General features: G+C 66.0%; 26 protein-coding genes. 18 read left to right on the forward strand and 8 right to left on the reverse strand.

Annotation, left to right across the window (positions count from 1 at the left end):
* The 10 genes from AC0WRY_RS16480 to surE all read left to right on the forward strand — a co-directional run bounded on the left by AC0WRY_RS16480 (position 1) and on the right by surE (position 8,920).
* Positions 1-1,569 carry an SPOR domain-containing protein gene (locus tag AC0WRY_RS16480; protein ID WP_194408289.1) on the forward strand — a complete coding sequence of 523 codons (1,569 nt, stop codon included), beginning with the start codon at positions 1-3 and terminating at the stop codon, positions 1,567-1,569.
* Between the two features lie 46 nt (positions 1,570-1,615).
* The gene (gene nagZ / locus AC0WRY_RS16485) at positions 1,616-2,644 is read left to right on the forward strand and encodes a beta-N-acetylhexosaminidase (RefSeq protein ID WP_211416902.1); all 1,029 of its coding nucleotides are present in this window, start codon (positions 1,616-1,618) and stop codon (positions 2,642-2,644) included.
* A complete protein-coding gene (locus AC0WRY_RS16490) occupies positions 2,641-3,480 on the forward strand; it encodes a segregation and condensation protein A (RefSeq protein ID WP_194407977.1) in 840 nt (279 codons plus the stop codon). Before nagZ ends, AC0WRY_RS16490 begins: the two co-directional genes overlap by 4 nt.
* Positions 3,481-3,501: 21 nt before the next feature.
* Positions 3,502-4,266, forward strand: coding sequence for an SMC-Scp complex subunit ScpB (gene scpB, locus AC0WRY_RS16495; protein WP_491123412.1), 765 nt, complete (start codon positions 3,502-3,504; stop codon positions 4,264-4,266).
* A 164-nt stretch (positions 4,267-4,430) separates the two neighbouring features.
* Complete coding sequence (locus AC0WRY_RS16500) at positions 4,431-4,664, forward strand: twin-arginine translocase TatA/TatE family subunit (RefSeq protein ID WP_018317874.1); 234 nt, start codon at positions 4,431-4,433, stop codon at positions 4,662-4,664.
* A 107-nt stretch (positions 4,665-4,771) separates the two neighbouring features.
* On the forward strand, positions 4,772-5,281 hold the full coding sequence (gene tatB, locus AC0WRY_RS16505; protein ID WP_491123413.1) for a Sec-independent protein translocase protein TatB: 510 nt from the start codon (positions 4,772-4,774) through the stop codon (positions 5,279-5,281).
* The gene (gene tatC, locus AC0WRY_RS16510; protein WP_491123414.1) at positions 5,278-6,096 is read left to right on the forward strand and encodes a twin-arginine translocase subunit TatC; all 819 of its coding nucleotides are present in this window, start codon (positions 5,278-5,280) and stop codon (positions 6,094-6,096) included. The genes tatB and tatC overlap by 4 nt, the downstream gene beginning before the upstream one ends.
* Before the next feature lie 138 nt (positions 6,097-6,234).
* Positions 6,235-7,566: a serine--tRNA ligase gene (gene serS, locus AC0WRY_RS16515; protein ID WP_491123415.1), complete on the forward strand. Its 1,332-nt coding sequence runs from the start codon at positions 6,235-6,237 to the stop codon at positions 7,564-7,566.
* Positions 7,567-7,685: 119 nt separating this feature from the next.
* Entirely contained in the window at positions 7,686-8,048 is a 363-nt protein-coding gene (locus tag AC0WRY_RS16520) for a hypothetical protein (protein ID WP_491123416.1), read from the forward strand.
* Positions 8,049-8,152: 104 nt separating this feature from the next.
* Positions 8,153-8,920: a 5'/3'-nucleotidase SurE gene (surE, locus tag AC0WRY_RS16525; protein ID WP_194407983.1), complete on the forward strand. Its 768-nt coding sequence runs from the start codon at positions 8,153-8,155 to the stop codon at positions 8,918-8,920.
* Between the two features lie 12 nt (positions 8,921-8,932).
* Here surE and AC0WRY_RS16530 read toward each other — a convergent pair whose 3' ends face one another.
* Positions 8,933-9,316, reverse strand: a complete 384-nt coding sequence (locus AC0WRY_RS16530; RefSeq protein WP_194407984.1) for a response regulator — start codon at positions 9,314-9,316, stop codon at positions 8,933-8,935.
* A 229-nt stretch (positions 9,317-9,545) separates the two neighbouring features.
* Between AC0WRY_RS16530 and AC0WRY_RS16535 the strand changes: the two genes are divergently transcribed.
* Positions 9,546-10,196 (forward strand): protein-L-isoaspartate(D-aspartate) O-methyltransferase, encoded by a 651-nt coding sequence (locus tag AC0WRY_RS16535; protein ID WP_194407985.1) that lies wholly within the window; start codon positions 9,546-9,548, stop codon positions 10,194-10,196.
* A 109-nt stretch (positions 10,197-10,305) separates the two neighbouring features.
* Complete coding sequence (locus AC0WRY_RS16540; RefSeq protein WP_211416909.1) at positions 10,306-11,700, forward strand: peptidoglycan DD-metalloendopeptidase family protein; 1,395 nt, start codon at positions 10,306-10,308, stop codon at positions 11,698-11,700.
* Positions 11,701-11,774: 74 nt separating this feature from the next.
* Here the strand turns inward: AC0WRY_RS16540 and AC0WRY_RS16545 are convergent, their stop codons facing one another.
* The gene (locus AC0WRY_RS16545) at positions 11,775-12,767 is read right to left on the reverse strand and encodes an ATP-binding protein (RefSeq protein ID WP_194407987.1); all 993 of its coding nucleotides are present in this window, start codon (positions 12,765-12,767) and stop codon (positions 11,775-11,777) included.
* A gap of 181 nt (positions 12,768-12,948) precedes the next feature.
* Here AC0WRY_RS16545 and yajC point away from each other — a divergent pair, with 181 nt between their 5' ends.
* From yajC to AC0WRY_RS16575, 6 genes are read left to right on the forward strand one after another with little or no spacing between them, the layout of a single operon-like run.
* Positions 12,949-13,323 (forward strand): preprotein translocase subunit YajC, encoded by a 375-nt coding sequence (gene yajC / locus AC0WRY_RS16550; protein WP_194407988.1) that lies wholly within the window; start codon positions 12,949-12,951, stop codon positions 13,321-13,323.
* Between the two features lie 47 nt (positions 13,324-13,370).
* Positions 13,371-14,975, forward strand: a complete 1,605-nt coding sequence (gene secD / locus AC0WRY_RS16555; RefSeq protein WP_194407989.1) for a protein translocase subunit SecD — start codon at positions 13,371-13,373, stop codon at positions 14,973-14,975.
* Between the two features lie 11 nt (positions 14,976-14,986).
* Positions 14,987-16,006 carry a protein translocase subunit SecF gene (gene secF, locus AC0WRY_RS16560; protein WP_491123417.1) on the forward strand — a complete coding sequence of 340 codons (1,020 nt, stop codon included), beginning with the start codon at positions 14,987-14,989 and terminating at the stop codon, positions 16,004-16,006.
* Between the two features lie 60 nt (positions 16,007-16,066).
* Positions 16,067-16,450, forward strand: a complete 384-nt coding sequence (locus AC0WRY_RS16565) for an Mth938-like domain-containing protein (protein WP_194407991.1) — start codon at positions 16,067-16,069, stop codon at positions 16,448-16,450.
* A gap of 7 nt (positions 16,451-16,457) precedes the next feature.
* Complete coding sequence (locus tag AC0WRY_RS16570) at positions 16,458-17,321, forward strand: phytoene/squalene synthase family protein (RefSeq protein ID WP_194407992.1); 864 nt, start codon at positions 16,458-16,460, stop codon at positions 17,319-17,321.
* Positions 17,322-17,366: 45 nt separating this feature from the next.
* Complete coding sequence (locus tag AC0WRY_RS16575) at positions 17,367-18,611, forward strand: threonine ammonia-lyase (RefSeq protein WP_491123418.1); 1,245 nt, start codon at positions 17,367-17,369, stop codon at positions 18,609-18,611.
* Between the two features lie 8 nt (positions 18,612-18,619).
* Here the strand turns inward: AC0WRY_RS16575 and AC0WRY_RS16580 are convergent, their stop codons facing one another.
* The 6 genes from AC0WRY_RS16580 to AC0WRY_RS16605 all read right to left on the reverse strand — a co-directional run bounded on the left by AC0WRY_RS16580 (position 18,620) and on the right by AC0WRY_RS16605 (position 23,793).
* Positions 18,620-19,798 carry an aminotransferase class V-fold PLP-dependent enzyme gene (locus tag AC0WRY_RS16580; RefSeq protein ID WP_491123419.1) on the reverse strand — a complete coding sequence of 393 codons (1,179 nt, stop codon included), beginning with the start codon at positions 19,796-19,798 and terminating at the stop codon, positions 18,620-18,622.
* Positions 19,799-19,821: 23 nt separating this feature from the next.
* Positions 19,822-20,235 (reverse strand): GFA family protein, encoded by a 414-nt coding sequence (locus tag AC0WRY_RS16585; protein ID WP_194407995.1) that lies wholly within the window; start codon positions 20,233-20,235, stop codon positions 19,822-19,824.
* 91 nt (positions 20,236-20,326) lie between these two features.
* The gene (locus AC0WRY_RS16590; protein ID WP_491123420.1) at positions 20,327-20,899 is read right to left on the reverse strand and encodes a CAP domain-containing protein; all 573 of its coding nucleotides are present in this window, start codon (positions 20,897-20,899) and stop codon (positions 20,327-20,329) included.
* A gap of 83 nt (positions 20,900-20,982) precedes the next feature.
* A complete protein-coding gene (locus tag AC0WRY_RS16595; protein ID WP_194407997.1) occupies positions 20,983-22,077 on the reverse strand; it encodes a serine/threonine protein kinase in 1,095 nt (364 codons plus the stop codon).
* 7 nt (positions 22,078-22,084) lie between these two features.
* Entirely contained in the window at positions 22,085-23,512 is a 1,428-nt protein-coding gene (trmFO, locus tag AC0WRY_RS16600; RefSeq protein WP_491123421.1) for a methylenetetrahydrofolate--tRNA-(uracil(54)-C(5))-methyltransferase (FADH(2)-oxidizing) TrmFO, read from the reverse strand.
* Between the two features lie 128 nt (positions 23,513-23,640).
* The gene (locus tag AC0WRY_RS16605) at positions 23,641-23,793 is read right to left on the reverse strand and encodes a DUF1127 domain-containing protein (RefSeq protein WP_007590701.1); all 153 of its coding nucleotides are present in this window, start codon (positions 23,791-23,793) and stop codon (positions 23,641-23,643) included.
* Between the last annotated feature and the right edge of the window lie 84 nt (positions 23,794-23,877).

Below are 23,877 nucleotides of genomic sequence, written 5' to 3' on the forward strand. Positions count from 1 at the left end.
ATGGCCGAACGATATCAGGATAGACCGTTTCCTTCCGATGACTATGGTCGCGGTGGCGATCAGCATGGCAGGACGGACAGCGATCCCTTGGCTGAGCTCGCCCGCTTGATCGGACAGACCGATCCTTTCGCCGCGCAAGCGCGGCCCGGCGCGCGCTCGCCCGCAGCGTCTCCGCCCGCACAGTCCTATCAGGACGACGATTATCGGCAGGACGATGATCAGCAGGACTATGCCGAGCCGGCCCAGCCGACTCCGCCCGGGCCACCGTCATGGATGCGTCGCGCCAATGTGCAGCCGCAGCCGGCACCCGCGCCGGAGCCTGATTACCCCGTCTCCGTGAACCCGGTCCATCCGTTGCATCGCTATTCCGCTCAGCCCGCTGCGCCGGAGCCTGACTTTCGTCAGCCGCAGGCCTATCAGGATCACGCCTATCAGGATCATGCCCATCAGGGGCAGGCTTACCAGCCGCAGGATCAGGCCTATCACCAGCAGGCCTATCAGGACCCGTACCAGCAGCAGCCCGATCCCGCGCGCTACGACGATGCGCTCTATGGCCGTCTCGAGGCTGGCGAGCAGGACTATCAGCGCGAGCCCGCCTATCCCGACGATCCCTACGCCTATCAGAGCGACTATCCCGACGCCGAAGTCGAAGAGCCCCGGAAGCAGCGCGGCGGCATGATGACGGTCGCGGCGATCCTGGCGCTTGCCGTGGTCGGCACGGGTGCAGCCTTCGCCTACAAGACCTATGTCGGCTCGCCCCGCAGCGGTGAGCCGCCGATCATCAAGGCCGACAACACGCCGACCAAGATCGTGCCCGCGCCGACGGATTCGTCGGCCAAGGTGCCGGATCGCATGGTGACCGGCGATGGCACCGAGAAGATCGTGCCGCGCGAAGAGGCGCCGGTGGATGTCAACGCCAAGGCGGGCGGTCCCCGCGTGGTGTTCCCGCCGCTGAACCAGAATGCGAACCCGCCGTCGGTCGCGAGCGTGTCGCCGTCCGCGGCGCCGCCGCCGGGCGCAAGCAACGGCACGCTGCCGAACAATTCGCCGCGTCCGATCAGGACGGTCGCCGTGAAGGGTGATCAGACCGATAGCGCCACGCCGCAATCGGCCGCTGCTAAACCCGCCGCTGCGCCGAAGCCTGTTGCTGCGCCCGTCGCACCGGCAGCCCCGCGCAATCCGCCGACCTCGGCGAATGCCAGCGCCAACCAGCCGATGTCGCTGGCGCCGCAATCGACGCCGGCGGCCGAGCCGACGCAGCGGATGGCTGCGACGGCCCCGACCCAGATTGCCCCCGCCAGCAGCGGCGGTGGCGGCTACATCGTGCAGGTCTCATCGCAGCAGAGCGAGGACAGCGCCGCCGCGTCGTACCGCGTGCTTCAGAGCAAGTATGGCAGCGTGCTCGGCTCCCGCTCGCCGGTGATCAAGCGTGTCGACCTGACCGACAAGGGCAAGGGCGTCGTCTACCGCGCCTTCGCGGGGCCCTATGCCTCGGCGGAGGAGGCGACGCATGCTTGCAACAGCCTGAAGTCCGCGGGCTTGTCCGCCTGCTTCGTCCAGAGGAATTAACGGCGGTTTCCTTGACCCCCTCGCGGGTCAGGGTTAATCGGCCGTTATGAGCACGCGGGCCTTCATTACCGGCGTTTCCGGAACAGAACTGACCGCCGTCGAGCGGGAGTTTATCCGCGACCAGCGCCCATGGGGCTTCATCCTCTTCAAGCGCAATGTCGCCTCGCCAGCTCAAGTCGCTGCATTGGTTGCGGAATTACGCAGCTCGGCAGGCGCCCCCGACGCGCCTGTGCTGATCGATCAGGAAGGCGGGCGGGTGCAGCGGCTCGGTCCGCCGCACTGGCCGGTCTATCCGCCGGGCGCTGTGTTCTCGACCTTGTACGACACTGATTCGGCGCTTGGGCTCACCGCGGCGCGCCTGTCGGCCCGTTTGATCGCCGCCGATCTCGCCGATCTCGGCATCACCGTGGATTGCCTGCCGCTGGCCGACGTGCCGGTGCCGGGCGCCGATGCCGTGATCGGGAACCGGGCCTACGGCACGGAGCCGGCCAAGGTTGCGGCGATCGCGCGCGCGGTCACCGAGGGGCTGGAGCAGGGCGGCGTGCTGCCGGTCCTCAAGCACATTCCCGGCCACGGCCGGGCTACCGCGGACACCCATTTCAAACTGCCGACGGTCGATACGCCGCGGAACGAGCTGGAACGAACCGATTTCGCGGCATTCAAGCCGCTGTCCGACCTGCCGATGGCCATGACTGCACATGTTGTGTTTAGCGCGGTCGACCCCGCCCATCCGGCGACGACATCTGCGACAATGATTGCTGACGTGATTCGCGGCGCAATCGGGTTCCAGGGTTTGTTGATGAGTGATGACGTGTCGATGAACGCGCTGTCGGGAAATATCGCCGAACGGACCCGCGCCATCTTCGCGGCCGGCTGCGACGTGGCCCTGCATTGCAACGGCAATATCGAGGAAATGCGCGCGGTGGCCGGTGAGACACCCGAGTTGTCGGGCCGGGCGCTGGAGCGGGCGAATGCCGCGCTCGCCGCCCGCAAGGCGCCGCAGCCGCTCGACCGCGCGGCCGCGCGCGCGGAACTGGACGCACTGATCGCACGGGCAAACACGGCATCCGCATGACCGCAGAAATTCTATCTTTCGAGACCGGGCGGCCCGCAGAGCTTGCCGAGGGTGAGCCGGCGTTGGTGGTGGACGTCGAGGGCTACGAGGGCCCGCTAGACCTGCTGCTCGCGCTGGCGCGGCAGCAGAAGGTCGATCTCGCCAAGATCTCGATCCTGGCGTTGGCCGACCAATATCTCCACTTCATCGAAGCCGCCCGAAAGATCCGGCTCGAGCTTGCCGCCGACTATCTCGTGATGGCGGCGTGGCTCGCCTTCCTGAAGTCGCGCCTGTTGCTGCCGGAGCCGCCGAGCGCGGAAGGCCCGAGCGCCGAGCAGATGGCAACCGCGCTTGCCAACCGCCTGCGCCGGCTCGAAGCCATTCGCGAGGCCGCCAACCGCCTCATGAACAGGCCCCAATTGCAGCGCGACATCTTCGCGCGCGGCGAGCCCGAGCATATCGCCGAGATCAAGCATCCGAAATACACGGCGACGCTGTACGATCTGCTCACCGCCTATGCCTCGCAGCGTCAGTCGCGCGTGCTGGCGAGCGTGCATCTGGCCAAGCGCACGGTGTGGTCGCTCGCCGAGGCGCGCGCCACGCTGGAGCGGCTGGTCGGCAGCATCACCGAGCAGGATGACTGGGGCGTGCTCGACGACTTCCTGATCCGCCACGTCGCTGATCCCACGCAGCGCGCGACGGTGTTCGCCTCGAGCTTTGCCGCCGCGCTCGAACTGGTGCGCGAAGGTCAGCTGGAACTGAACCAGAAAGAGGCGTTTGCACCCATCTATTTCCGGAAGGGGCGCCCAAAACCGGTCCCGGACGCAGCTCCTGCGCCTGATGCGCCGGTCGGTTAAGTGCAAGAAGGAGAATCTGCCATGGCAAGCCTGGCTGAAGTGCGGGTAGAAGAGGCCGAGCCGATGGAGAACGAATCCCAGGCACGTCCCGAGGAATTGCGGCTGCTGGAAGCGCTGCTGTTCGCGTCGAGTGAACCGCTGGATACGGCAACGCTGGCCAAGCGCATGCCCGAGGGCGTCGACGTCAAGGCTGCGCTCGAGCAGCTTCAGGCCGACTATTCCTTGCGCGGGGTGAATCTCGTCCGCGTCGCCAACAAATGGACCTTCCGCACCGCCGGCGATCTCGCCTGGCTGATGACGCGGGAGAGCACCGAGACCCGTCGCCTGTCGCGCGCGGCGATCGAGGTGCTGGCGATCATTGCCTATCACCAGCCGGTGACGCGCGCCGAGATCGAGGAGATCCGCGGCGTCGTCACCTCGAAGGGTACGCTCGACGTGCTCTTGGAGACGGGCTGGATCAAGCCGCGTGGCCGGCGCAAGACGCCGGGCCGCCCGCTGACCTTCGGAACCACCGAGGACTTCCTGTCGCAATTCACCCTGGAACAGCTCGGCGATCTTCCGGGCCTCGAGGAGCTCAAGGGCACGGGTCTGCTGGATTCGCGCCTGCCGACCGGATTCAGCGTGCCGACGCCGTCCGATGACCCGCAACTGCGCGAAGACGAGGATCCGCTGGAACCCGGCGAGGACCTCGATCTGGCGCTGGCGCCTGCGGTCGAGCCCGAGACTGCGGAAGCGGCCCCTGAAGGCGGCCATGAGGATCGCGGCGAGGGCGGCAACGAGGACTGACGTACCGTCCGCCGAGAGCCCCTGCGACAGTTAACATTAGCAAGATTGCGTAGCGCCCACAGCGAATTGGCGCTGCCTTGGTCCTTGTTTTTGAGGCCTGCCAAGCCTAGGTTTCGGTGAAGATCGGCCGGGTCCCCGGCCATGCGCGTTTGGAGGGTTGCAGGATGGGTTCACTGAGCATTTGGCACTGGATCCTGGTGATCGCAGTGGTCCTGCTGCTGTTCGGCCGCGGCAAGATTTCGGATCTGATGGGCGACGTGGCGCAGGGCATCAAGGCGTTCAAGAAGGGCATGCAGGACGACGACAAGCCCGCCGAAAAGCCCGAGCCGGCCAAGTCGATCGAGCACAATGGTGCACCGACCGCGGCGCGGTCCGACGTCGGCAGCAAGGCCGTCTGAGCCGAAGAAGCACGCGAGAGGCGGCTAGCCGCCCCGGTCCTGCGCGCAAGGGATTGGGCCGGTTGCGGCGTCGCGTGAGTTGCGGCTTGGCGTGAACGGAAGACCTCATGTTCGACATCGGGTGGAGTGAACTGGTCCTCATCGGGGTCGTGGCCCTGATCGCCATCGGCCCGAAAGAGCTGCCGGGCGTGCTGCGCATGGTCGGGCAGTGGATGGGCAAGGCGCGCAAGATGGCCGCCGAATTCCAGGGCCAGTTCCAGGAAGCGATGCGCGAGGCCGAGATGGCCGACCTCAAGAAGAGTTTTGACGAGGTCAAGGAAGCCGCCACCGGCTTCAATCCGCTGACTTCGCTGCAGAAGGACGTCAGCGACGCGCTCCGCGTCGATGCGCTGGACAAGCCGGCGGAGACGACTACGACGACGGCGGTTGAACTGCCGACGACGCCCACCACCCCGGAGGCCCCGACGCCCGCGACCTTCATGGAAGCCGAGGCGCATGCGGCGGCCAACGAGCCGCTGGCCATCACCCGTGAGGTCGAGCAGGCCAAGGTTGCGCAGGACACTGTCGCTCAAGACACCGCGCCATCCGAAGCGATCAAGGACGCCAAAGCGTCATGACCGACGCCGATATCGAGGCCAGCAAAGCCCCGCTGATGGACCATCTGATCGAGCTGCGCTCGCGGCTGATCAAGGCGCTGCTCGGCTTCGGCATCGCATTCATCTTCTGCTTCTTCTTCGCCAAGCAGATCTTCAACGTGCTGGTCTGGCCCTATGTCCTGGCCGTCGGCGATCCCGCGAACGCCAAGCTCATTTACACCGCGTTCCTGGAATATTTCATCACCCAGCTGAAGCTGGCGATGTTCGGCGCGGCCTTCATCTCGTTCCCGCTCGTGGCGGGACAGATCTACATGTTCGTGGCGCCCGGGCTCTACAAGCACGAGAAGCAGGCTTTCCTGCCCTACCTGGTCGCGACGCCGTTCTTCTTCGTGCTGGGCGCGGCGCTGGTCTATTTCGTCGTGTTCCCGATGCTGGCGCGCTTCTCGCTGGGCATGCAGCAGCTCGGCAGCGACGAGACCGCAAAGATCGAGCTATTGCCGAAGGTCGGCGAATATCTGTCGCTGATGATGTCGCTGATCTTCGCCTTCGGGATTGCCTTCCAGCTTCCGGTGATCCTGACGCTGCTCGGGCGGATCGGCATCGTCACATCGAAGATGCTGCGCGAGAAGCGGCGCTATTTCATCGTCATCGCTTTCGTCATCGCGGCCGTGCTGACGCCACCCGACGTGATCAGCCAGTGCTCGCTCGCGATTCCGCTGATGGCGCTCTATGAGGGCTCGATCATCGCGGTAGCCATGGTGGAGAAGAAGGCGGCCGCTGCTGCGCAGTCCGGCACCGGCACCGACGTATCGACGCCGGCCAATCCGGCGGAGTAGGGCCCTTTTCGCTCTATCATCGCGCCGCTCAGCCCTTGATTCGTCATGCCCGGGCTTGACCCGGGCATCCACGTCTTGATCTAAGGCGGCAGAGACGTGGATGGCCGGGATAAACCCGGCCATGACGGGAAGACAGCCATGCACGACATCAAATCGATCCGCGACAATCCGCAAGCCTTCGACGCCGGCCTCGCCCGGCGGGGTCTGAAGCCGCTGTCGGCCTCGCTGCTCGCGATCGACGAGACGCGGCGTGCGGCGATCCTGGCGTCCGAGCAGGCGCAGGCGCGGCGCAATGCGGCCTCCAAGGAAATCGGCGACGCCAAGAAAGCGAAGGACGAAGCGCGCGCGGCCAAGCTGATGGCCGAGGTCGCCGAGCTCAAGACCACGATGCCGCAGCTCGAAGCCGCAGCGAAAGCCGCCGACGAGGAGCTGAGCAGAGAGCTGTCTGCGATCCCGAACATTCCGTTCGACGAGGTGCCCGACGGCGTCGACGAGCACGGCAACGTGCAGCGCCATGTGTTCGGCAACAAGCGCAACTATAGCTTCGTGCCGAAGCTGCATGACGATCTCGGCACGGCGCTGGGCTATATGGATTTCGAGGCGGCGGCAAAACTCTCCGGCGCGCGCTTCGTCGTGCTGAAGAAGGCGCTGGCGCGTCTCGAGCGTGCGCTCGGCCAGTTCATGCTGAACCTGCACGTCGACGAGCACGGCTATACCGAGATCAATCCGCCGCTGCTGGTGCGCAACGAGATCATGTTCGGCACAGGGCAATTGCCGAAATTCGAGGACGACCAGTTCTGGGCGATCAAGGGCGAGCTTCTCGTTGCGCCGGACCAGGAGCGGCTGAGGAATGAGCGCCTCGGCCTCATCCCGACCGCTGAAGTGTCGCTCACCAACCTCGCGCGAGAATCCATCCTCGACGAGAAGCAGCTTCCGATGCGGCTGACCGCGCTGACGCCGTGCTTCCGCGCGGAGGCCGGGGCTGCTGGGCGCGATACCCGCGGCATGATCCGCCAGCATCAGTTCACCAAGGTCGAGCTGGTCTCGATCACGACGCCGGAAGCGAGCAAGGACGAGCTGGAGCGGATGCTGTCCTGCGCCGAGCAGGTGCTGCAGAGGCTCGGCCTGCATTATCGCGTGATGACGCTTTGCGCAGGGGATATGGGATTCTCGTCGCAAAAAACCTATGACATCGAGGTCTGGATGCCGGGCCAGGGCGAGGGCGGGGCGTTCCGCGAGATCTCGAGCTGCTCGGTGTGCGGCGACTTCCAGGCGCGCCGCATGGACGCGCGCTCGCGCGGCCCCGACGGCAAGCCGCGCTTCGTGCACACGCTGAACGGCTCGGGCACGGCGCTCGGCCGCGCGCTGATCGCGGTGATGGAGACCTATCAGCAGGAGGACGGATCGATCGCGGTCCCCGACGTGCTGCAGCCTTACATGGGCGGGCTGAAGGTGATCGGGCGCGACTGAAGCGTTTTCGAGCGAAGTGGATACCGGCTCGCGTCAGGAAAACGCGTCAAGCAAGAATCGCGTTGCGAAGATCGGGCGGCCGGATATCCTGCCGGCCCCGCAACGCGAACCCACCGTTCATGGCCTTGCACCGCGACATCTTCTGGGTCGGCAGACAATGGGCGGTGACCGGTGCCGGCATTCAGGCCGTCGATCAGCGCCTGCGCGGCGTACTCGATATCGACATCGCGCGGCTCTGGGACGACCGTCTCGTGCAGAGCCGGCGGGCCAAGCCCGGCGTGAATGCCGCTGATTTCGACAAGGCGCTGACGATGGCGCGTGAACGCTTTCCGCAGGCGCCGGAGGTAAATCCGCTGGTTGCGCAATTGGAGGCGCTCGGCGTGATCGAGGCCCCCGTCGTCAGTCCGGCCGTCCCGGCGATGCAGCTGCGCGCGGAGGGCCGGCTCGCGCGCTTCCTGCCGCAATGGCGCATCCGCCGCTGACAGGGCAGGGAACCTGCCGCCGGACCGCAATCGCCCGGTTTGCCTGATCGGCCCCAGCCGGATAAGACGGCTCAGACCCCGCTGTTCTGGAATCGACCCTTCGCATGCGCATCCTCTGCACCAATGACGACGGCATCCACGCTCCCGGCCTCAAGGTCGTGGAGGAGATCGCGCGAGCATTGTCCGACGACGTCTGGGTGGTGGCGCCCGAGCTCGACCAGTCCGGCGTGTCGCACTCGCTGTCGCTGAACGATCCGCTGCGCTTGCGCGAGGTCGGGCCCCGGCATTTTGCCGTGCGCGGCACGCCGACCGACTGCGTCATCATGGGCGCGCGCCATATCCTGGGGCCCAAGCTGCCCGACATCGTGCTGTCCGGGGTCAACAAGGGCCGCAACGTCGCCGAGGACGTGGTCTATTCCGGCACCATCGCCGGCGCGTTGGAGGGTACGATCCTTGGCCTGCCGTCGTTCGCCCTGTCGCAGGAGTTCAGCGTCGAGACCCGCGAACGGCCGCCGTGGGACACCGCGCGCAAGTTCGGGCCCGACATCCTGCGCAAGGTGATTGCCGCGGGCATCCCGAAGGATACCGTCATCAACGTCAACTTCCCGTCCTGCGCGCCGGAGGATGTGCTCGGCATCCGCGTCACGCGCCAGGGCAAGCGCAATCTCGGATTCCTGCGGATCGACGAGCGCAAGGACGGGCGCGGCAATCCCTATTTCTGGATAGGCTTCGAGCGCGCCGCGATGATGGACACGCCGGCAGACGGTACCGATCTCGCCGCGCTTCGCGAGCGCTATGTCTCGGTCACGCCGCTCAGGCTCGACCGAACCAACGAGGCGTTTTCGGAAGAGCTCAGCGCGACGCTGAAATAACGGCCATCCGGGTTACGGAATTTCCCTAGCGCCGCGGAGCGCGGCTTCGATGGTCTTGCCAAGCGCGTCGAGCTGAAACGGCTTCTGCAGCGCCGGCCGGTCGCGGTACTGCTCGGGCAGGCCGGAGGAGCCGTAGCCGGTGGCGAAGATGAACGGGCAGCCCTTGGCCTTGATCACGTCGGCGACCGGCGAGATGACCTTGCCGTTGACGTTGACGTCGAGAATGGCGATGTCGAATTCGGTCACCTGGGCAAGCCGCATCGCCTCGTTGATGTCGCCGGCCTCGGCTGCGACCTTGTAGCCGAGCTCCTCGAGCATGTCCGCGACCATCATCCTGATCATCACCTCGTCCTCGACGAGGAATACAGAGCGGCCGGAAAGCCCTGTCGCGGTCATGGTTGAGTCCTTGCCCATTGCCAAAAACGTTCGCAGATAACACGAATTGACGCAATGCGCGTTTCGATCAATGGGGGCCTGAAAATGGTCATCGCAGCTCGTCCGTGGCAAGCCTATTTGTGGTCAAATGCTTCGCTCGAAGGCTATCATGAGTTCCTTGAGCAGGAACACGATTCTGGGGCCCGGGGCTTGATGTCCAACGGGCTCGCCTAGACAGCATAAGCAGGCAATGACCTCCTATCAGCACCCGCCGGAAAAGATGATGTTTCAGCTCACGCTGAGGCGTCGGGGCATCAGCGACCAGGCGGTGCTGCGAACCATGGAGGCGGTGCCGCGCGAGCAATTCGTCGACGAGGCTGATCGCGAGGTCGCTTACCGCGACAGTGCGCTGCCGATCGCCTGTGGGCAGACCATCAGCCAGCCCTTCGTCGTGGCCTACATGACCGAGCAGCTGCAGCTCCAGAAGCAGCACCGCGTGCTCGAGATCGGGGCGGGTTCCGGCTATCAGGCGGCCGTGCTGTCGCGGCTCGCCGGCCAGGTCCTGACGGTCGAGCGCTATCGCAAGCTTGCGGACACGGCACGCGCCAGGCTCGAAAAGCTCGGCTGCCACAATGTCGAGGTGATGCTTGGGGACGGTCTCAACCTGCCGCCCAATATCGGCCCGTTCGATCGCATCATTGTTACTGCTGCGATGGAGCAGATTCCGGAGAATCTGGTCGAGCGGCTGGAGGTTGGCGGCATCCTGATCGCGCCGGTCGGCCCGCATCAGGGCGTGCAGACCCTGGTGCGCCTGACCCGCGGCGCAGCCGGCATCGAGCGCAAGGAACTCGTCGAGGTCCGCTTCGTGCCGGCGCTCCCCGGGGTGGCGCGGGAGCTGTAGAATTCCGGATCGGCTGTGCCGCCAACATCTTATTGGGAGGGTTAAGCCGTTATTTACTCGGCGCGTGTTTACTTAAAACACCAGTTCTGTTGCGTACGAGTGAGTAACCATGTCCGCTGTCGCCGAGTTGCTTTACTCGCGCCGCGTGCCGCAGGTCGCGGTGCTGGCGCTGATTTCCTTCAGCTTCGCAGGGTGCAGCGCCGACATGTCGTCGCGGCTGTCCCAGTCGAACTTCTCCAATCCCTTCGCGTCGGACCAGACCGGCTCGGTGCAGCATGCGCCGCCGCCGCAGCCCCGTGAGCTGCCGCAATATGCGCGGCCGCAGACCCAGTCCGGCTATTATCAGTCGCAGCCCTTGCCGCCGCCGGCGGTGTCCGCGCCGCAATCCTATCCCGTTGCCGCAGGTGGAGGGGTGTCCGGAGGCGGGCGCGGTGTCAGCTCCTACGCGCCCCCGGCGCAGCCGCATCTGGAGACCACGGCCACCGTGCCGCCGCGCTCTGTTGCGGCCGCTCAGCCGACCGGCGGGACCAAGATCATCGTCGGGACCAGCGACACGCTCGACGTGCTCGCCAAGCGCTATCACGTCACGCCGCAGGCGATCCTTGCCGCCAACGGCTACAAGGGTCCGCGCGCGCTTTCGCCTGGCCAGCAGCTGATCATTCCGCATCCGGCCACAGCCGCTGCGCCGGCGATGGCCCCGGTCGCGGCAGCTCCCGCGATGGCGCCTGCTGCGAAGCCGGTTGCCGCCATGGCGGCGCCGTCGAGCACCCACTTCGTCAATCATGGTGACACGCTCGCCAGCATTGCCCGCAAGAACCATATCTCGTCGGCCGAGCTTGCCCGCGCCAACGGTCTCGATCCGTCGGCCAAGCTCAAGCTCGGCACCAAGCTGAATGTGCCGGGCGCAAAGACCGCTGCCGTCGCGGCGCCGGTTGCCGCAGCTCCGGTCGCACATGCTCCGGTGGCTGGCACGCTGCAGCCCGTTGCTGCCGCTCCCGCGCCCGTCACGAAGATGGCCGCAGCCGGCGCACCCGTGCAGAGCGCACGCCTCGCCCAGGCCACCACCACGATCGAAGAGAAGCCCGCCGAGGCCCCGGCGAAGGCTGCGGAGACCACCAGCGCGCTGCCGACCTTCCGCTGGCCGGTGCGCGGCAAGGTGGTCACGAGCTACGGCGCCAAGACCAACGGCAAGTCCAATGACGGCATCAATCTCGCGGTGCCCGAGGGGACGCCCGTCAAGGCGGCCGAAGATGGCGTCGTTGCCTATTCCGGCAACGAGCTGAAAGGTTACGGCAATCTGGTCCTGGTTCGGCACTCCAACGGCTACGTCACCGCATATGCCCATGCGAGTGAGCTGATGGTGAAGCGCGGCGATACCATCAAGCGCGGTCAGGTCATTGCCAAGTCGGGTCAATCCGGAGAGGTGGCGTCGCCGCAGCTCCACTTCGAGATCCGCAAGGGATCGAGCCCGGTTGACCCGCTTCAATTCCTGAACGGGGCGTGAGGCGCCGCCAAATTGTCGCTCGTCAATAATCGCCCGCGAAAGCGGGCGATCTCGTTTTGGGTCGACGGCTTCCGCTAGTTCGTCTTCAGTTTGACACCTAGCCGGCCCGCCAGTTCCTGCACGAACTGCCAGGCGACGCGGCCCGAGCGGGAGCCGCGGGTGGTCGACCATTCCAGTGCCTCGCGCTCCAGCGCCTCGTCGCCGGCCTCAACGCCGAAATGGCTGCAATAGCCCCGCACCATGGCGAGGTATTCGTCCTGGCTGCAGCGGTGGAAGCCGAGCCAGAGGCCGAAGCGATCGGACAGTGACACCTTCTCCTCGACGGCTTCGCCGGGATTGATCGCGGTCGAGCGCTCGTTCTCGATCATGTCGCGCGCCAGCAGATGGCGGCGGTTCGAGGTGGCGTAGAGGATGACGTTCTCGGGCCGGCCCTCGATGCCGCCTTCGAGCACGGCCTTGAGCGATTTGTAGGACGCGTCGTTGCCGTCGAAGGAGAGGTCGTCGATGAACACGATGAAGCGGAAGCTGGCGTCGCGGAGCTTCTCCATCAGCATCGGCAGCGTCTCGATGTCCTCGCGGTGGATCTCGATCAGCTTCAGCCTGTTGGCGGCCTTGCGGTCGGCGTTGATGCTGGCATGTGCGGCCTTCACCAGCGACGATTTGCCCATGCCGCGTGCGCCCCAGAGCAGGGCGTTGTTGGCGGGCAGGCCACCTGCGAAACGCTCGGTGTTCTCCATCAGGATGTCGCGCATCCGGTCGATGCCCTTGAGCAGGAACAGCTCGACGCGGCTGACCCGCGGTACGGCCGCAAGGCGGCCGTCTGGGTGCCAGACATAGGCGTCCGCGCGTTCGAACGACTCACGCGCGGCGGCCGGCTTGGCCTGGGCTGCGAGGTGCGCCGCAATGGTCTCCAGCGCGCGGACGATGCGCTCCTGGGAGAGGTCCGGGGCTGCCTTCACGGCCCCCTCGGGAGTCCCCTTGGGGCGTTTTGCCGCGACGCGGGCGGGCTTGCGGGCAGGGGTACGGGGGCCTTTGCCGGCCGGGCTTTTGGTTGGTTTTTGGGGCATGTCCGAAGTTCCTGAGAACGCAGCCTTATCGGGCCTGAGGGGCCGCCGCAAGGTGGCCAAATCGCCGGTCTGGCAGCGTTGCAATTGGGGCAATGGCCGCTATAGTCCGCGCGAATTTGACCGAGCCGGTCGCCTTTGAGGGCCTGACCGGCTTTCCCCCGTTCTCACGAGGATCGTCCGAATGCTGATTACCCCTGCGTATGCCCAGGCCGCGGGCGCCGGTGACACCAACAGCATGTTGATGTCGCTGCTGCCGTTCGCCCTGATCTTCGTGATCATGTACTTCCTGATTCTGCGTCCGCAGCAGAAGAAGGTCCGCGACCACGCCGACCTCGTGAAGAACATCCGCCGCGGCGACACCGTCGTGACCTCCGGCGGCCTCGTCGGCAAGGTCACCAAGGTCGTCGACGACGACCAGATCGAGTTCGAGATTTCCGACGGCGTGCGGGTGCGCCAGATGCGCCAGATGATCTCCGGGGTGCGCGCCAAGGGCGAGCCGGCGAAGGAATCCAAGGATAGCAAAGAAGCCGCCAAGGACGACGCTTCGTCGAAGTGAGCGCTTCCGCGAGCATCTCAAGTCTCCTGATCTGACAGGTCCAGTCGATGTTGTATTTCACGCGGTGGAGGGCGCTCGGGATTATCCTGACGGCGCTGATCGTGTGCCTCTGCGCGATCCCGAACTTCTTCCCCGAGGCCCAGGTCAAGACCTGGCCGGCCTGGGCGCAGCGGCGCCTCGTGCTCGGCCTCGACCTCCAGGGCGGCTCCTATCTGCTGCTCGAGGTCGATTCCAACTACGTGAAGAAGGAGCGGCTCGATCAGGTCCGCGACGACGTTCGCCGGGCGCTGCGTGATGCCAAGATCGGCTTCACTGGCGGCGTGGTCGTGCGCAACGACGCGGCCGAGGTTCGCATCACCAAGGAAACCGACGTCCAGGCTGCGCTCGCCAAGCTGCGCGAATTGTCTCAGCCGCTGGGCGGCCTGATGGGATCCAGCGGCCAACGCGACCTCGAGGTCAGCGATGCCGGCGGCGGGGTGATCCGTCTGACCGTCCCGCAGGCCGCAATGCTCGATCGTCTGCGCAAGACCATCGAGCAGTCGATCCAGATCGTCGAACGCCGCGTCAACGAGCTCGGCACCGTCGAGCCCGTGATCCAGCGCCAGGGCAATGACCGCATCCTGGTGCAGGTCCCCGGCCTGCAGGATCCGACCCGCCTGAAGAAGCTGCTCGGCGAGACAGCGAAGATGGAATTCCGCATGGTCGACACGACCGTGTCGCCGGACCAGGCGCAAGCGGGCAGGTTGCCGCCGGAATCCGAGCTGCTGATGAGCGCGTCGCCGCCACCGACGCCCTATGTGGTCAAGAAGCAGGTCCTGGTCGCCGGCGGCGACTTGATCGACGCCCAGGCGACCTTCGACCAGCGAACGAGCGAGCCGGTCGTCAGCTTCAAGTTCAATACCTCGGGCGCGCGCAAATTCTCGCAGGCCACGCAAGAGAATGTCGGGCTGCCCTTCGCGATCGTGCTCGACAACAAGGTGATCTCCGCGCCCCGGATCAACGAGCCGATCACCGGCGGTCAGGGGCAGATCTCGGGCAGCTTCACGGTCCAGTCCGCCAACGATCTCGCGATCCTGATGCGCGCCGGCGCGCTGCCGGCCCCGCTCACGGTGGTCGAGGAGCGCACCGTCGGTCCGGGCCTCGGCCAGGACTCGATCGAGAAGGGCGAGCTGGCGGCTTACGTCGGCTCGATTCTCGTCGTCGTCTTCATGCTGCTGACCTACCGGCTGTTCGGCGTGTTCGCCAACATCGCGGTGGCCATCAACGTCGCCATGATCTTCGGCCTGCTGTCGCTGCTCAACGCCACGCTGACGCTGCCCGGCATCGCCGGCATCGTGCTCACGGTCGGCATCGCGGTGGACTCCAACGTGCTGATCTACGAGCGCATTCGTGAGGAGCTGCGCGGCGGCCGCAACGCGATTTCGGCGATCGACGCCGGCTTCAAGCGGGCGCTGGCGACCATCCTCGATTCCAACATTACGACCTTCATTGCCGCCGCGGTGCTGTTCTACATCGGCACCGGCCCGGTGCGCGGCTTCGCGGTGACGCTGGGCATCGGCATCATCACCACGGTGTTCACCGCCTTCACCATGACCCGGCTCATCGTCGCCGGCTGGGTGAGGTGGAAGCGGCCGCAGAGCGTGCCGATCTAGGAGCTAAGACCGTGACACACTACGTTCTCATCGGGCTTGGCATCCTGATTGCCGTCCTCACCGTGGTCGCTGCGCTCGGCGTGCTGCCGTCGCTGCGTATCGTCCCTGACGACACGCATTTCGATTTCACGCGCTTCCGCCGCATCAGCTTTCCGATCTCGGCGGCGCTCTCGATCGTCGCGATCACGCTGTTCTTCACCCACGGGCTGAACCTCGGCATCGACTTCAAGGGCGGCACGCTGCTGGAGGTGAGGGCCAAGTCCGGCGCCGCCGACATCGCGGCGATGCGCACGACGCTGGACAGCTTGCGCCTTGGCGAAATCCAGCTTCAGCAGTTTGGCGGCCCCGAGAACGTCTTGATCCGCGTCGCCGAACAGCCCGGCGGCGACAAGGCGCAGCAGGATGCCGTGCAGAAGGTGCGCACCGCCCTCGGCGATTCCATCGAATACCGCCGCGTCGAGGTGCTCGGTCCGCGCGTCGCCGGAGAGCTCTTGGCCTACGGCATGCTCGGCCTGATGCTCGCGATCATCGCGATCCTGGTCTATCTCTGGTTCCGGTTCGAATGGCAGTTCGCGCTGGGCGCCATGATCGCCAACGTGCACGACATCGTGCTGACGATCGGCTTCATGTCGATCAGCCAGGTCGATTTCGACCTGACCAGCATCGCCGCGCTTCTGACCATTCTGGGCTATTCGCTCAACGACACCGTCGTCATCTACGACCGTATCCGTGAAATGCTGCGTCGCTACAAGAAGATGCCGATGCCGCAGCTGCTCAACGAATCCATCAACTCGACGCTGTCGCGTTCGATCATCACCCACTTCACGGTGACGCTGGCGCTGCTGGCGCTGCTGTTGTTTGGCGGGCACGCCATCCACAGCTTCACCGCGGTGATGATGTTCGGCGTGGTGCTGGTCGGTACCTACACCTCGATCTTCATCGCTGCCCCGATCCTGATCTATCTCGGCGTCGGTGAGCATCGCGAGGATGCGAAGGACGAGGCTCCGCCGGCGAAGAAAAGCAAGGCGTGATCCGAACCGCATGTCCCCGCACGAGTTGGCGAGGGCAATAGGCTCATTCGGACGAAGCACATGGCCGGCGATCCCAACGCACCGCATTTCCCGCGCTCGGCGCCGATCGAGGCCTACGGCAAGGGCGGCTTCGCCTTTGCCGGCATGTCGCACCGGGGCTCGCTGCTGTGCCTGCCCGACGCGATCTGGGCCTGGGACGTGACGGACCCCGCGAGGATCGACCGCTATTCGCTGGACCGGGTGTTCGCGGCCGCCAACGGCATCGACACGCTCCTGATCGGCACCGGCACCGGGCTCTGGCTGCCGCCGCCGGAGCTGCGCCAGGCGCTCAAGGCGCAGAGGGTGGTGCTGGACACGATGCAGACCGGGCCTGCCGTGCGCACCTACAACATCATGATCGGCGAACGGCGGCGGGTCGCGGCTGCGCTGATCGCGGTGCCATGAACAGCACATGAGCAGCACCGCGCCGTCACCCGATTCCGTCACTTTCTGCGCTGATCTCGTGCGCAGCCATGATTTCCCGCGCTATGCCGCGACGCTGTTCGCGCCCGCCGCCCAGCGCCGCGCGCTGCTCGCGCTCTACGCCTTCAATGTCGAGATCGTCCGCGTCCGCGACCAGGTCAGCCAGCCCTTGCCCGGCGAGATCCGCTTTCAATGGTGGACCGATCTGTTCTCGGGCATGGTCCACGGCAGCGCCGAGGGCAACCCGGTGGCAGCGGAGTTGCTGCGTGCGATCCGTGATTTCAACCTGCCGGTCGAGCCGCTGTCGCTGCTCGTCGACGAGCACCAGTTCGACCTCTACAACGACCCGATGCCGACGCTGACGGCGCTGGAGGGCTATCTGGCTGCGACCTCATCGGCGTTGTTTGGTCTGGCGGCGCAGATTCTGACGCCCCCGTCCGAAGTCGTCGAACATCTCGCGCGTCATGCCGGTCTGGCGCAGGGCATCGTGCAAATCATCGCGAACCTGCCGCGCGATGCCTCGCGCCGGCAGCTGTTCCTGCCGCAGCAGGTGCTGGCGAGCCATGACTGCCAGATGGAAGACGTGTTCGCCGGCAAGGAGACGCCGGCCTTGCGGGCCGTGCTGGAGCAACTCGCGGGCGAAGCGCAGCGGCATCTGACAACCGCCTTGTCGCTGCTAACCGACGTGCCGGCCGCGGTGCGTCCTGCATTTCTGCCGCTGAGCCAGGTCGGGGCCGATCTCAGGCGCCTGTCGCAGCCCGGCCGCAATCCGTTCGCGGTGCAGCCGGCCTCGCGGCTCCGTACGCTCTGGACATTGTGGCGGGCTTCACGTTCCCGGGAATTTACCAAATAGCGGCTGGCTTATCGCCGCGAACCACGGGATGCTCTATGCTGTCCCATGGCTGAGTTGTCCCAAACCACATCGCCTGACCGGAGCGGTTTTCCGGTTGCCCCGAGCGACGTTCATGCCGCCGCCGACACCATCCGCGGCGCCGTCGTCGAGACGCCCTGCAGCTACAGCCGCACGCTGAGCAGCATCTGCGGCTGCGAGATCTGGCTCAAATTCGAGAACCTTCAGTTCACCTCGTCGTTCAAGGAGCGCGGTGCGCTCAACCGCCTCACTGCACTGACGGCCGAGGAGCGCGCGCGCGGCGTCATCGCGATGTCCGCCGGCAACCATGCGCAGGGCGTCGCCTATCACGCCAAGCGGCTCGGCATTCCCGCCACCATCGTCATGCCGGTCGGCACGCCCATGGTGAAGGTCGAAAACACGAGGCACCACGGCGCGGAGGTGGTCGTCACCGGCGCGACGCTGGAGGAGGCGGCCGCGTTCGCGCGTAGCCACGGCGAAGCTAGAAGCATGGTCTTCGTCCACCCCTACGACGATCCGCTGGTGATCGCGGGGCAGGGCACCGTCGGGCTGGAAATGATGAGAGCGGTGCCGGAGCTCGATACGCTGGTTGTCCCGATCGGCGGCGGCGGGCTGATCAGCGGCATCGCCATCGCCGCGAAATCGATCAAGCCGTCGCTGCGAATCCTCGGCGTCGAGGCCTGGCTCTATCCCTCGATGTACAACGCCATCCATGACGGCAATCTGCCGGCGCGCGGCGATACGCTCGCCGAAGGCATCGCGGTGAAATCGCCCGGCAAGATCACCACCGAGATCGTACGCCGTCTCGTCGACGACATCGCGCTCGTCAACGAAGCCGAGCTCGAGCGCGCGGTGGCGACGCTGATCTCGATCGAGAAGACCGTGGTCGAGGGCGCCGGCGCCGCCGGCCTCGCCGCGCTGATGTCCGATCCCACCCGCTTTGCCGGCCAGAAGGTCGGTCTCGTCCTGAGCGGCGGCAATATCGATACGCGGCTGATCGCATCCGTCCTGACGCGCGAGCTCGCGCGGGAGGGCCGGCTGACCCAGCTCTCGCTCGATATCCCTGACAGGCCCGGGCAGCTGGCCGCCGTGGCCGCGCTGCTGGCCGAAGCCGGCGCCAACATCATCGAGGTCTCGCACCAGCGGACGTTCTCCGACCTGCCGGCCAAGGCGACGCTGCTGCAGCTCGTCATCGAGACCCGCGATGCCGCCCATCTCGACGAGGTCATGGCCAGGCTCGGCGCATCCGGACTGAGCGCGCGCTGCACGTGAGCGCGCCGCTACCGGGACGCCAAACCCGCCAGATGCGCGATCAGCCGGTCGACCTCGGATTCCGTGTTGTAATAATGCGGTGAGGCCCGCACCACATGCGGCAACGCGCGAAGTTCGGCATCGATGCGCGTGCTCGCCGGATCTGAAGCGCCGATCGTGATGCCGGCCGTGGCGGCACTGGCGACAATCGCGTCTGCCTCGTGCCCGTCCATCGTGAAGCTGACGATGGCGCCCGGCGTGCGGCCGAGGTCGCGGATGGTGACGCCGGGAAGGGCGGCGAGGCCGCCGCGAAGACGGCCGGCTAGCAGGCGGCAGCGCTGCTCGATCGGGGCGATACCGATATCGAGGGCGTAGTCGACGGCCGCGCCAAGCCCAAGCCGGGCCGCGTAGTTGTTCTCCCAGGTCTCGAAACGGCGGGCATCGTCCCGTAGTTGATAGGCGTCTCGCGAGACCCATGGCGCCGCAAAGTGGTCGATCATCGGCGGCTCCAGCCGTTGCAGCAGCGCGCGGCGAATGTAGAGAAAGCCCGTGCCGCGCGGGCCGCGCAGGAATTTGCGTCCCGTGGCCGATAGCATGTCACAGCCGATGGCTTCCACGTCGACCTCCATCTGGCCGACCGCCTGGCAGGCGTCGAGCAGGTAGGGAACGCCGTGCGCCCGCGCGATCTTGCCGATCGCCGCCGCCGGATTGACCAGCCCGCCATTGGTCGGAACCCAGGTGATCGCAATCAGCTTCACCCGACCGTCGATCATCCGTTCGAGCGCGCCGATGTCGAGCTCGCCGCTGGTATCGCTCGGCACTACGTCGATGACCGCGCCGGTGCGCTTGGCGACCTGGAGGAAGGCGACATAGTTGGCGGCGTATTCCGCCTCGGCGGTCAGGATGCGGTCGCCCTTGCGAAACGGAAGTGAATAGAACGCCATCTGCCAGGCAACGGTGGCGTTCTCCACCAGCGCGATCTCGTCCGGCGCGGCATTGAGCAGGCGCGCCACCGAGCCGTAGACCGCGTCGAGCCGCTCGGCCTCGCGATCGGCCGCGGCGTAGCCTCCGATCTCGCTTTCGAGATCGATGTGTTCCTTCATCGCCGCGACAACCGGCCTCGGCATTAGGCCAGCGCCCGCGTTGTGAAGATAGGCGAGCCGGCTGGTGGCTGGCGTGTCGGCACGAATTCGGTCGAGGTCAATCACGTCAGGATCTCCGCCGCGCCGCATCAATGCGGCATTTCTTCGAACTGCGGCAGGTTGAGAGGCGTGTTCCAGGCCAGTCGGCGCTTGGTGAACATCTCGAGCTTCGGTGCGACCAGGTCGGGCCGGTCCAGGCTTCCCAATTGCACGAAAACCGTCTTGGGGAAACTGTCGAGGTTCGAAGTGAATATCCGAGCGCCGCATTCGGGGCAGAAATTGCGGTCCAGGCCCTTGCCGGAGTTCGCTATGTAGTGAAAGGCCTTCGGCTTGCCGCTGAGGATCGTGAAGTCGTCCTCCGGCACTGCGAAGAACGTCGCCATCTCGCCGCCCGAGGCGCGCTTGCAGTCGTTGCAATGGCAATTGGCGATGAAGCTCGGGTTGGTGTCGAACTCGAACTTGATGGCGCCACAGGCGCATTGAGCTGTGTATTTCTTGGCCATTGGTTGCCTCGGGATGATCGGGACAGCGGCGCAGCCATATTGGCTGGCAGGAGAGGCGCACGCAACAGCGCATGCCGCGCGGCGGCTCGTCTCAAATGCAGAGGCCGAGCAGCTTGACGTGGCAGCTGCTCGATTTGGGCTTGGACGCGGATTTGGGCTTGCTCGCGGGCGCGACCTCGCGTTTCACGGCAACGACGGGCTCTTTGTCTTTCTTCTTGCCCTTGCCCTTCGGCTCATAATCGCCGGCGATCACCATCGCCCAATAAGTGCGCTTGCCGCTGGCGTTCCTGGCGCTGGCGATGCCGACGCGGGAGGCGTTGTGCAGCAGCAGGTTCTTGCGATGGCCGGACGAGTCGATCCACTGTCCGAGCGTCTTCTCGAAATTGTCGTAGCCGTAGGCGATGTTCTCGGCGGCGCGGCCCGCACCGGCCGGCGCGACGCGGCGGTTGAACGGTCCGAGGGCGTCATGGCTGAGATCGTCCTTCGCCGCCATCGCCTTCGCCTGGTCCATGGCGATGCGGTCCAGGGTGGCGTCGCGGACGACGCGGACTTCGCCGTGCTTGAGTCGGAAGCTGGAGATCAACTTGGCCGGAGACTCGGCCATCGCGGGCGTGCCCGCCAGCAGCAGAAGGCCGGCGATCATTCCGCCAACCCCACGACGCATCATCGTCCCCCGAATGCCCATGATCCCGCCACGCCCGAATGATCCGACCGCTTCTCTATCGTCAATGTGGACGCTTCAAGGCGCTAGCTTGCCGGCAGATCCGCTTCGAAGTTGAAGCGGTCGCGCAGGTTTTTCCGCTGTTCCAGGATGTCCTTGAGGAAGGCGCGGTCCTGGTCGTTCTTCATCAACGGCTCGATCAGGTCGAGCTGGTTCATGGCAACCAGTTGCAGGATCTCGGTGCGCGGCTTGCCGCTGGTGTCGCGCGGCAGCGCGTGCACGACCTGAATGTGCTCCGGCGGCTTCGGCCCCTTCGCGGCCGTCAGCTCGTTTCGCAACTGGCCTTCGAGCGTGGCCTGGTCCGCCTCGACGAAGGCATAGAGACCGACGCCGGAGCGGCGGTCGGCAAACGCGACGATGGCGGTGTCGCGCACGGCCGGATTCTTGCGGATCAACGCCGTCAGCACCGGCGCATCATTGACCAGCCGGCGGCCGCCGCCTTCGCGGTCGGTGAAGTTGAACAGGCCGCGCGTGATGGCGCGATAGACCTTCTTGCCGGTGGCGAGCCACAGGCTCGCGGCAAAGGACTTCTTCGCGAGAATCTTTCGCTCGCGCGGGGTCAGCGCCTCGGGCGCATAGGAGCGCTTGTGCTTGAGCAGATGCCGAAGATCTTCATAGGCGAGGATGCGATAGAGCCGGCCGCGTCGGTCAAAGCAGGCCGCGAGCTGGAAGTCGGTCACATAGGCGCGGCCATCACGGCCGACCAGCCAGTTCTGCTCCTTGGCAAGATCGTTGTGGCAGATCCCGGCACGGCGCAGCCGGCGCAGTGCCGCCTTGGCGGAACGGAAATAGGCGAGGTCGCCGTGCGGCTTTGCCAGATGCAATGCGGCGCCGTCGACGAAGCCGCGCACCAGCGCCCGCTGTCCCGCCCAGAGCAGCTCGGGGCCGATATCGAGGCCCTTGGCGCGCGCCAGAGCGTGCTTTTCGCGCGCGAACAGATGACGCGCCAGCAGGAATGACCACCACGGCACTTCGTCGAGCCGGCGCAGCACGGCGTCGACCTCGCCGCCGTCGCCGCGGAAGCGGCCGCGCTCGACGGTCGAGAACACGTCGCGCTTGAGCAGCACGCCCTCGGTCCAGCGCGCCGAGAGCGCCGCGGCGTCGTCTTTGGGGAGGCTCATCTTGGACTCACGCGGCGGCGGCGATGCGCAGGTGATCGGCGATCCAGCGATCGAGATCGGCGAGCGCCCGCGCGCTCATCGCCTGCTTCTTGGCCACCGTCTTCTCGTTGCCGCGCAGCCGCGTGCCGTCCGGCTTCTTGGTCGGCACGGTCGCGAGCGGCGGGAACAGGCCGAAATTGATGTTCATCGGTTGGAACGAGCGCGTGCCCGGTTCGATGGTCTCGATATGGCCGCCGGTGATGTGGCCGAGCAGCGATCCGAGCGCGGTGGTGCCTGGCGGACTGACCAGCGTCTCGCCGCGCGCATCCGCGGCCGCATAGAGACCGGCGATCAGGCCGACGCTGGCGGATTCCACATAGCCCTCGCAGCCCGTCATCTGGCCGGCAAAGCGCAGCCGCGGCTGGGCGCGCAGGCGCAACTGACTGTCGAGCAGCTTTGGCGAGTTCAGGAAGGTGTTGCGATGCAGGCCGCCGAGGCGGGCGAATTCGGCGTTCTCCAGCCCCGGAATGGTGCGGAAGATGCGCTGCTGCTCGCCGTACTTCAGCTTGGTCTGGAAGCCGACGATGTTGTAGAGCGTGCCGAGCTTGTTGTCCTGGCGCAGCTGCACGATGGCATAGGCCTTGGTAGTGGGATCATGCGGGTTGGTGAGACCGACCGGCTTCATCGGGCCGTGACGCAGCGTCTCGGGACCGCGCTCCGCCATCACTTCGATCGGCAGGCAGCCGTCGAAATAGGGCGTGTTGGTCTCCCATTCCTTGAACTCGGTCTTCTCGCCCGCGATCAGCGCGGCGACGAAGCCGTCATACTGCTCCTTGGTCATGGGGCAATTGATGTAGTCGGCGCCGGTGCCGCCAGGGCCGACCTTGTCGTAGCGCGACTGGAACCAGGCGATCGACATGTCGATGGATTCGCGGTGGACGATCGGCGCGATCGCATCGAAGAAGGCGAGCGCGTTCTCGTCGGTCAGCGCGCGGATGGCCTCGGCCAGCGGCGCGGAGGTAAGGGGTCCGGTGGCAACGATCACGTTGCTCCAATCGGCCGGCGGCAACCCTGAAACCTCGCCGCGGGCGATCTCGATCAGGGGATGGTCGTTGAGGGCCTTGGTGACGGCGGCGGAGAAGCCGTCGCGGTCGACCGCCAGCGCCCCGCCGGCGGGCACCTGGTTGGCATCGGCCGCGCGCATGATCAGCGAACCAAGCCGGCGCATCTCCGCATGCAGGAGGCCGACAGCGTTGTTGGCGGCGTCGTCCGAGCGGAACGAATTGGAGCAGACGAGCTCGGCGAGCCCGTCGGTGCGATGCGCTTCGGTCATGCGGTCCGGCCGCATCTCGTGCAGCACCACGGGCACGCCGGCTTTCGCCACCTGCCAGGCGGCTTCAGAGCCGGCGAGACCGGCGCCGATCACGTGCACGGGGTTGGATAGGGGGGCTGTCATGGGGCGGACAGGTAGCGCTTTTCGGCGGAGAGTGGAATCGCCGAGATCGAGTTTTCTGCCACCAGATACGACAACGCCCGCACGAGGCGGGCGCTATCGGTCCGTTCCGGTGAGGGGCTGAGCGGATATCAGCCCTGATACTGACCGGCGGCAACGCGCGGGATGTCCGAGCGATCAAGGCCGATATCGGCCAGTTCGCGATCGCTGAGCTGGGACAGCTCGGCAACATTGCGCTGATAGTCCCGGAAGGCCTGGATCATGCGGATGAGCGAGAGCAGCATAGGTAGTCTCCTGTAGTTCGATTCAGCCCTTAGTCGGCCTCATCGTTGAAATGAATATAGAAGAGAGTATTGCAGTGCGGAAGT

It is taken from the genome of Bradyrhizobium sp. T-12 (assembly GCF_058314695.1).

Coding starts and splice junctions, on each gene's coding strand:
- nagZ (WP_211416902.1), top strand. CDS start 1,616: ATGAGCACGCGGGCCTTCATTACCGGCGTTTCCGGAACAGAACTGACC.
- serS (WP_491123415.1), top strand. CDS start 6,235: ATGCACGACATCAAATCGATCCGCGACAATCCGCAAGCCTTCGACGCC.
- AC0WRY_RS16585 (WP_194407995.1), bottom strand. CDS start 20,235: ATGGCCAAGAAATACACAGCTCAATGCGCCTGTGGCGCCATCAAGTTC.
- AC0WRY_RS16575 (WP_491123418.1), top strand. CDS start 17,367: ATGGCTGAGTTGTCCCAAACCACATCGCCTGACCGGAGCGGTTTTCCG.
- AC0WRY_RS16535 (WP_194407985.1), top strand. CDS start 9,546: ATGACCTCCTATCAGCACCCGCCGGAAAAGATGATGTTTCAGCTCACG.
- trmFO (WP_491123421.1), bottom strand. CDS start 23,512: ATGACAGCCCCCCTATCCAACCCCGTGCACGTGATCGGCGCCGGTCTC.
- tatC (WP_491123414.1), top strand. CDS start 5,278: ATGACCGACGCCGATATCGAGGCCAGCAAAGCCCCGCTGATGGACCAT.
- AC0WRY_RS16545 (WP_194407987.1), bottom strand. CDS start 12,767: ATGCCCCAAAAACCAACCAAAAGCCCGGCCGGCAAAGGCCCCCGTACC.
- AC0WRY_RS16540 (WP_211416909.1), top strand. CDS start 10,306: ATGTCCGCTGTCGCCGAGTTGCTTTACTCGCGCCGCGTGCCGCAGGTC.
- AC0WRY_RS16565 (WP_194407991.1), top strand. CDS start 16,067: ATGGCCGGCGATCCCAACGCACCGCATTTCCCGCGCTCGGCGCCGATC.
- surE (WP_194407983.1), top strand. CDS start 8,153: ATGCGCATCCTCTGCACCAATGACGACGGCATCCACGCTCCCGGCCTC.
- AC0WRY_RS16590 (WP_491123420.1), bottom strand. CDS start 20,899: ATGCGTCGTGGGGTTGGCGGAATGATCGCCGGCCTTCTGCTGCTGGCG.
- scpB (WP_491123412.1), top strand. CDS start 3,502: ATGGCAAGCCTGGCTGAAGTGCGGGTAGAAGAGGCCGAGCCGATGGAG.
- AC0WRY_RS16605 (WP_007590701.1), bottom strand. CDS start 23,793: ATGCTGCTCTCGCTCATCCGCATGATCCAGGCCTTCCGGGACTATCAG.
- AC0WRY_RS16570 (WP_194407992.1), top strand. CDS start 16,458: ATGAGCAGCACCGCGCCGTCACCCGATTCCGTCACTTTCTGCGCTGAT.
- AC0WRY_RS16520 (WP_491123416.1), top strand. CDS start 7,686: ATGGCCTTGCACCGCGACATCTTCTGGGTCGGCAGACAATGGGCGGTG.
- secD (WP_194407989.1), top strand. CDS start 13,371: ATGTTGTATTTCACGCGGTGGAGGGCGCTCGGGATTATCCTGACGGCG.
- AC0WRY_RS16500 (WP_018317874.1), top strand. CDS start 4,431: ATGGGTTCACTGAGCATTTGGCACTGGATCCTGGTGATCGCAGTGGTC.
- yajC (WP_194407988.1), top strand. CDS start 12,949: ATGCTGATTACCCCTGCGTATGCCCAGGCCGCGGGCGCCGGTGACACC.
- AC0WRY_RS16595 (WP_194407997.1), bottom strand. CDS start 22,077: ATGAGCCTCCCCAAAGACGACGCCGCGGCGCTCTCGGCGCGCTGGACC.
- tatB (WP_491123413.1), top strand. CDS start 4,772: ATGTTCGACATCGGGTGGAGTGAACTGGTCCTCATCGGGGTCGTGGCC.
- AC0WRY_RS16480 (WP_194408289.1), top strand. CDS start 1: ATGGCCGAACGATATCAGGATAGACCGTTTCCTTCCGATGACTATGGT.
- AC0WRY_RS16530 (WP_194407984.1), bottom strand. CDS start 9,316: ATGACCGCGACAGGGCTTTCCGGCCGCTCTGTATTCCTCGTCGAGGAC.
- AC0WRY_RS16490 (WP_194407977.1), top strand. CDS start 2,641: ATGACCGCAGAAATTCTATCTTTCGAGACCGGGCGGCCCGCAGAGCTT.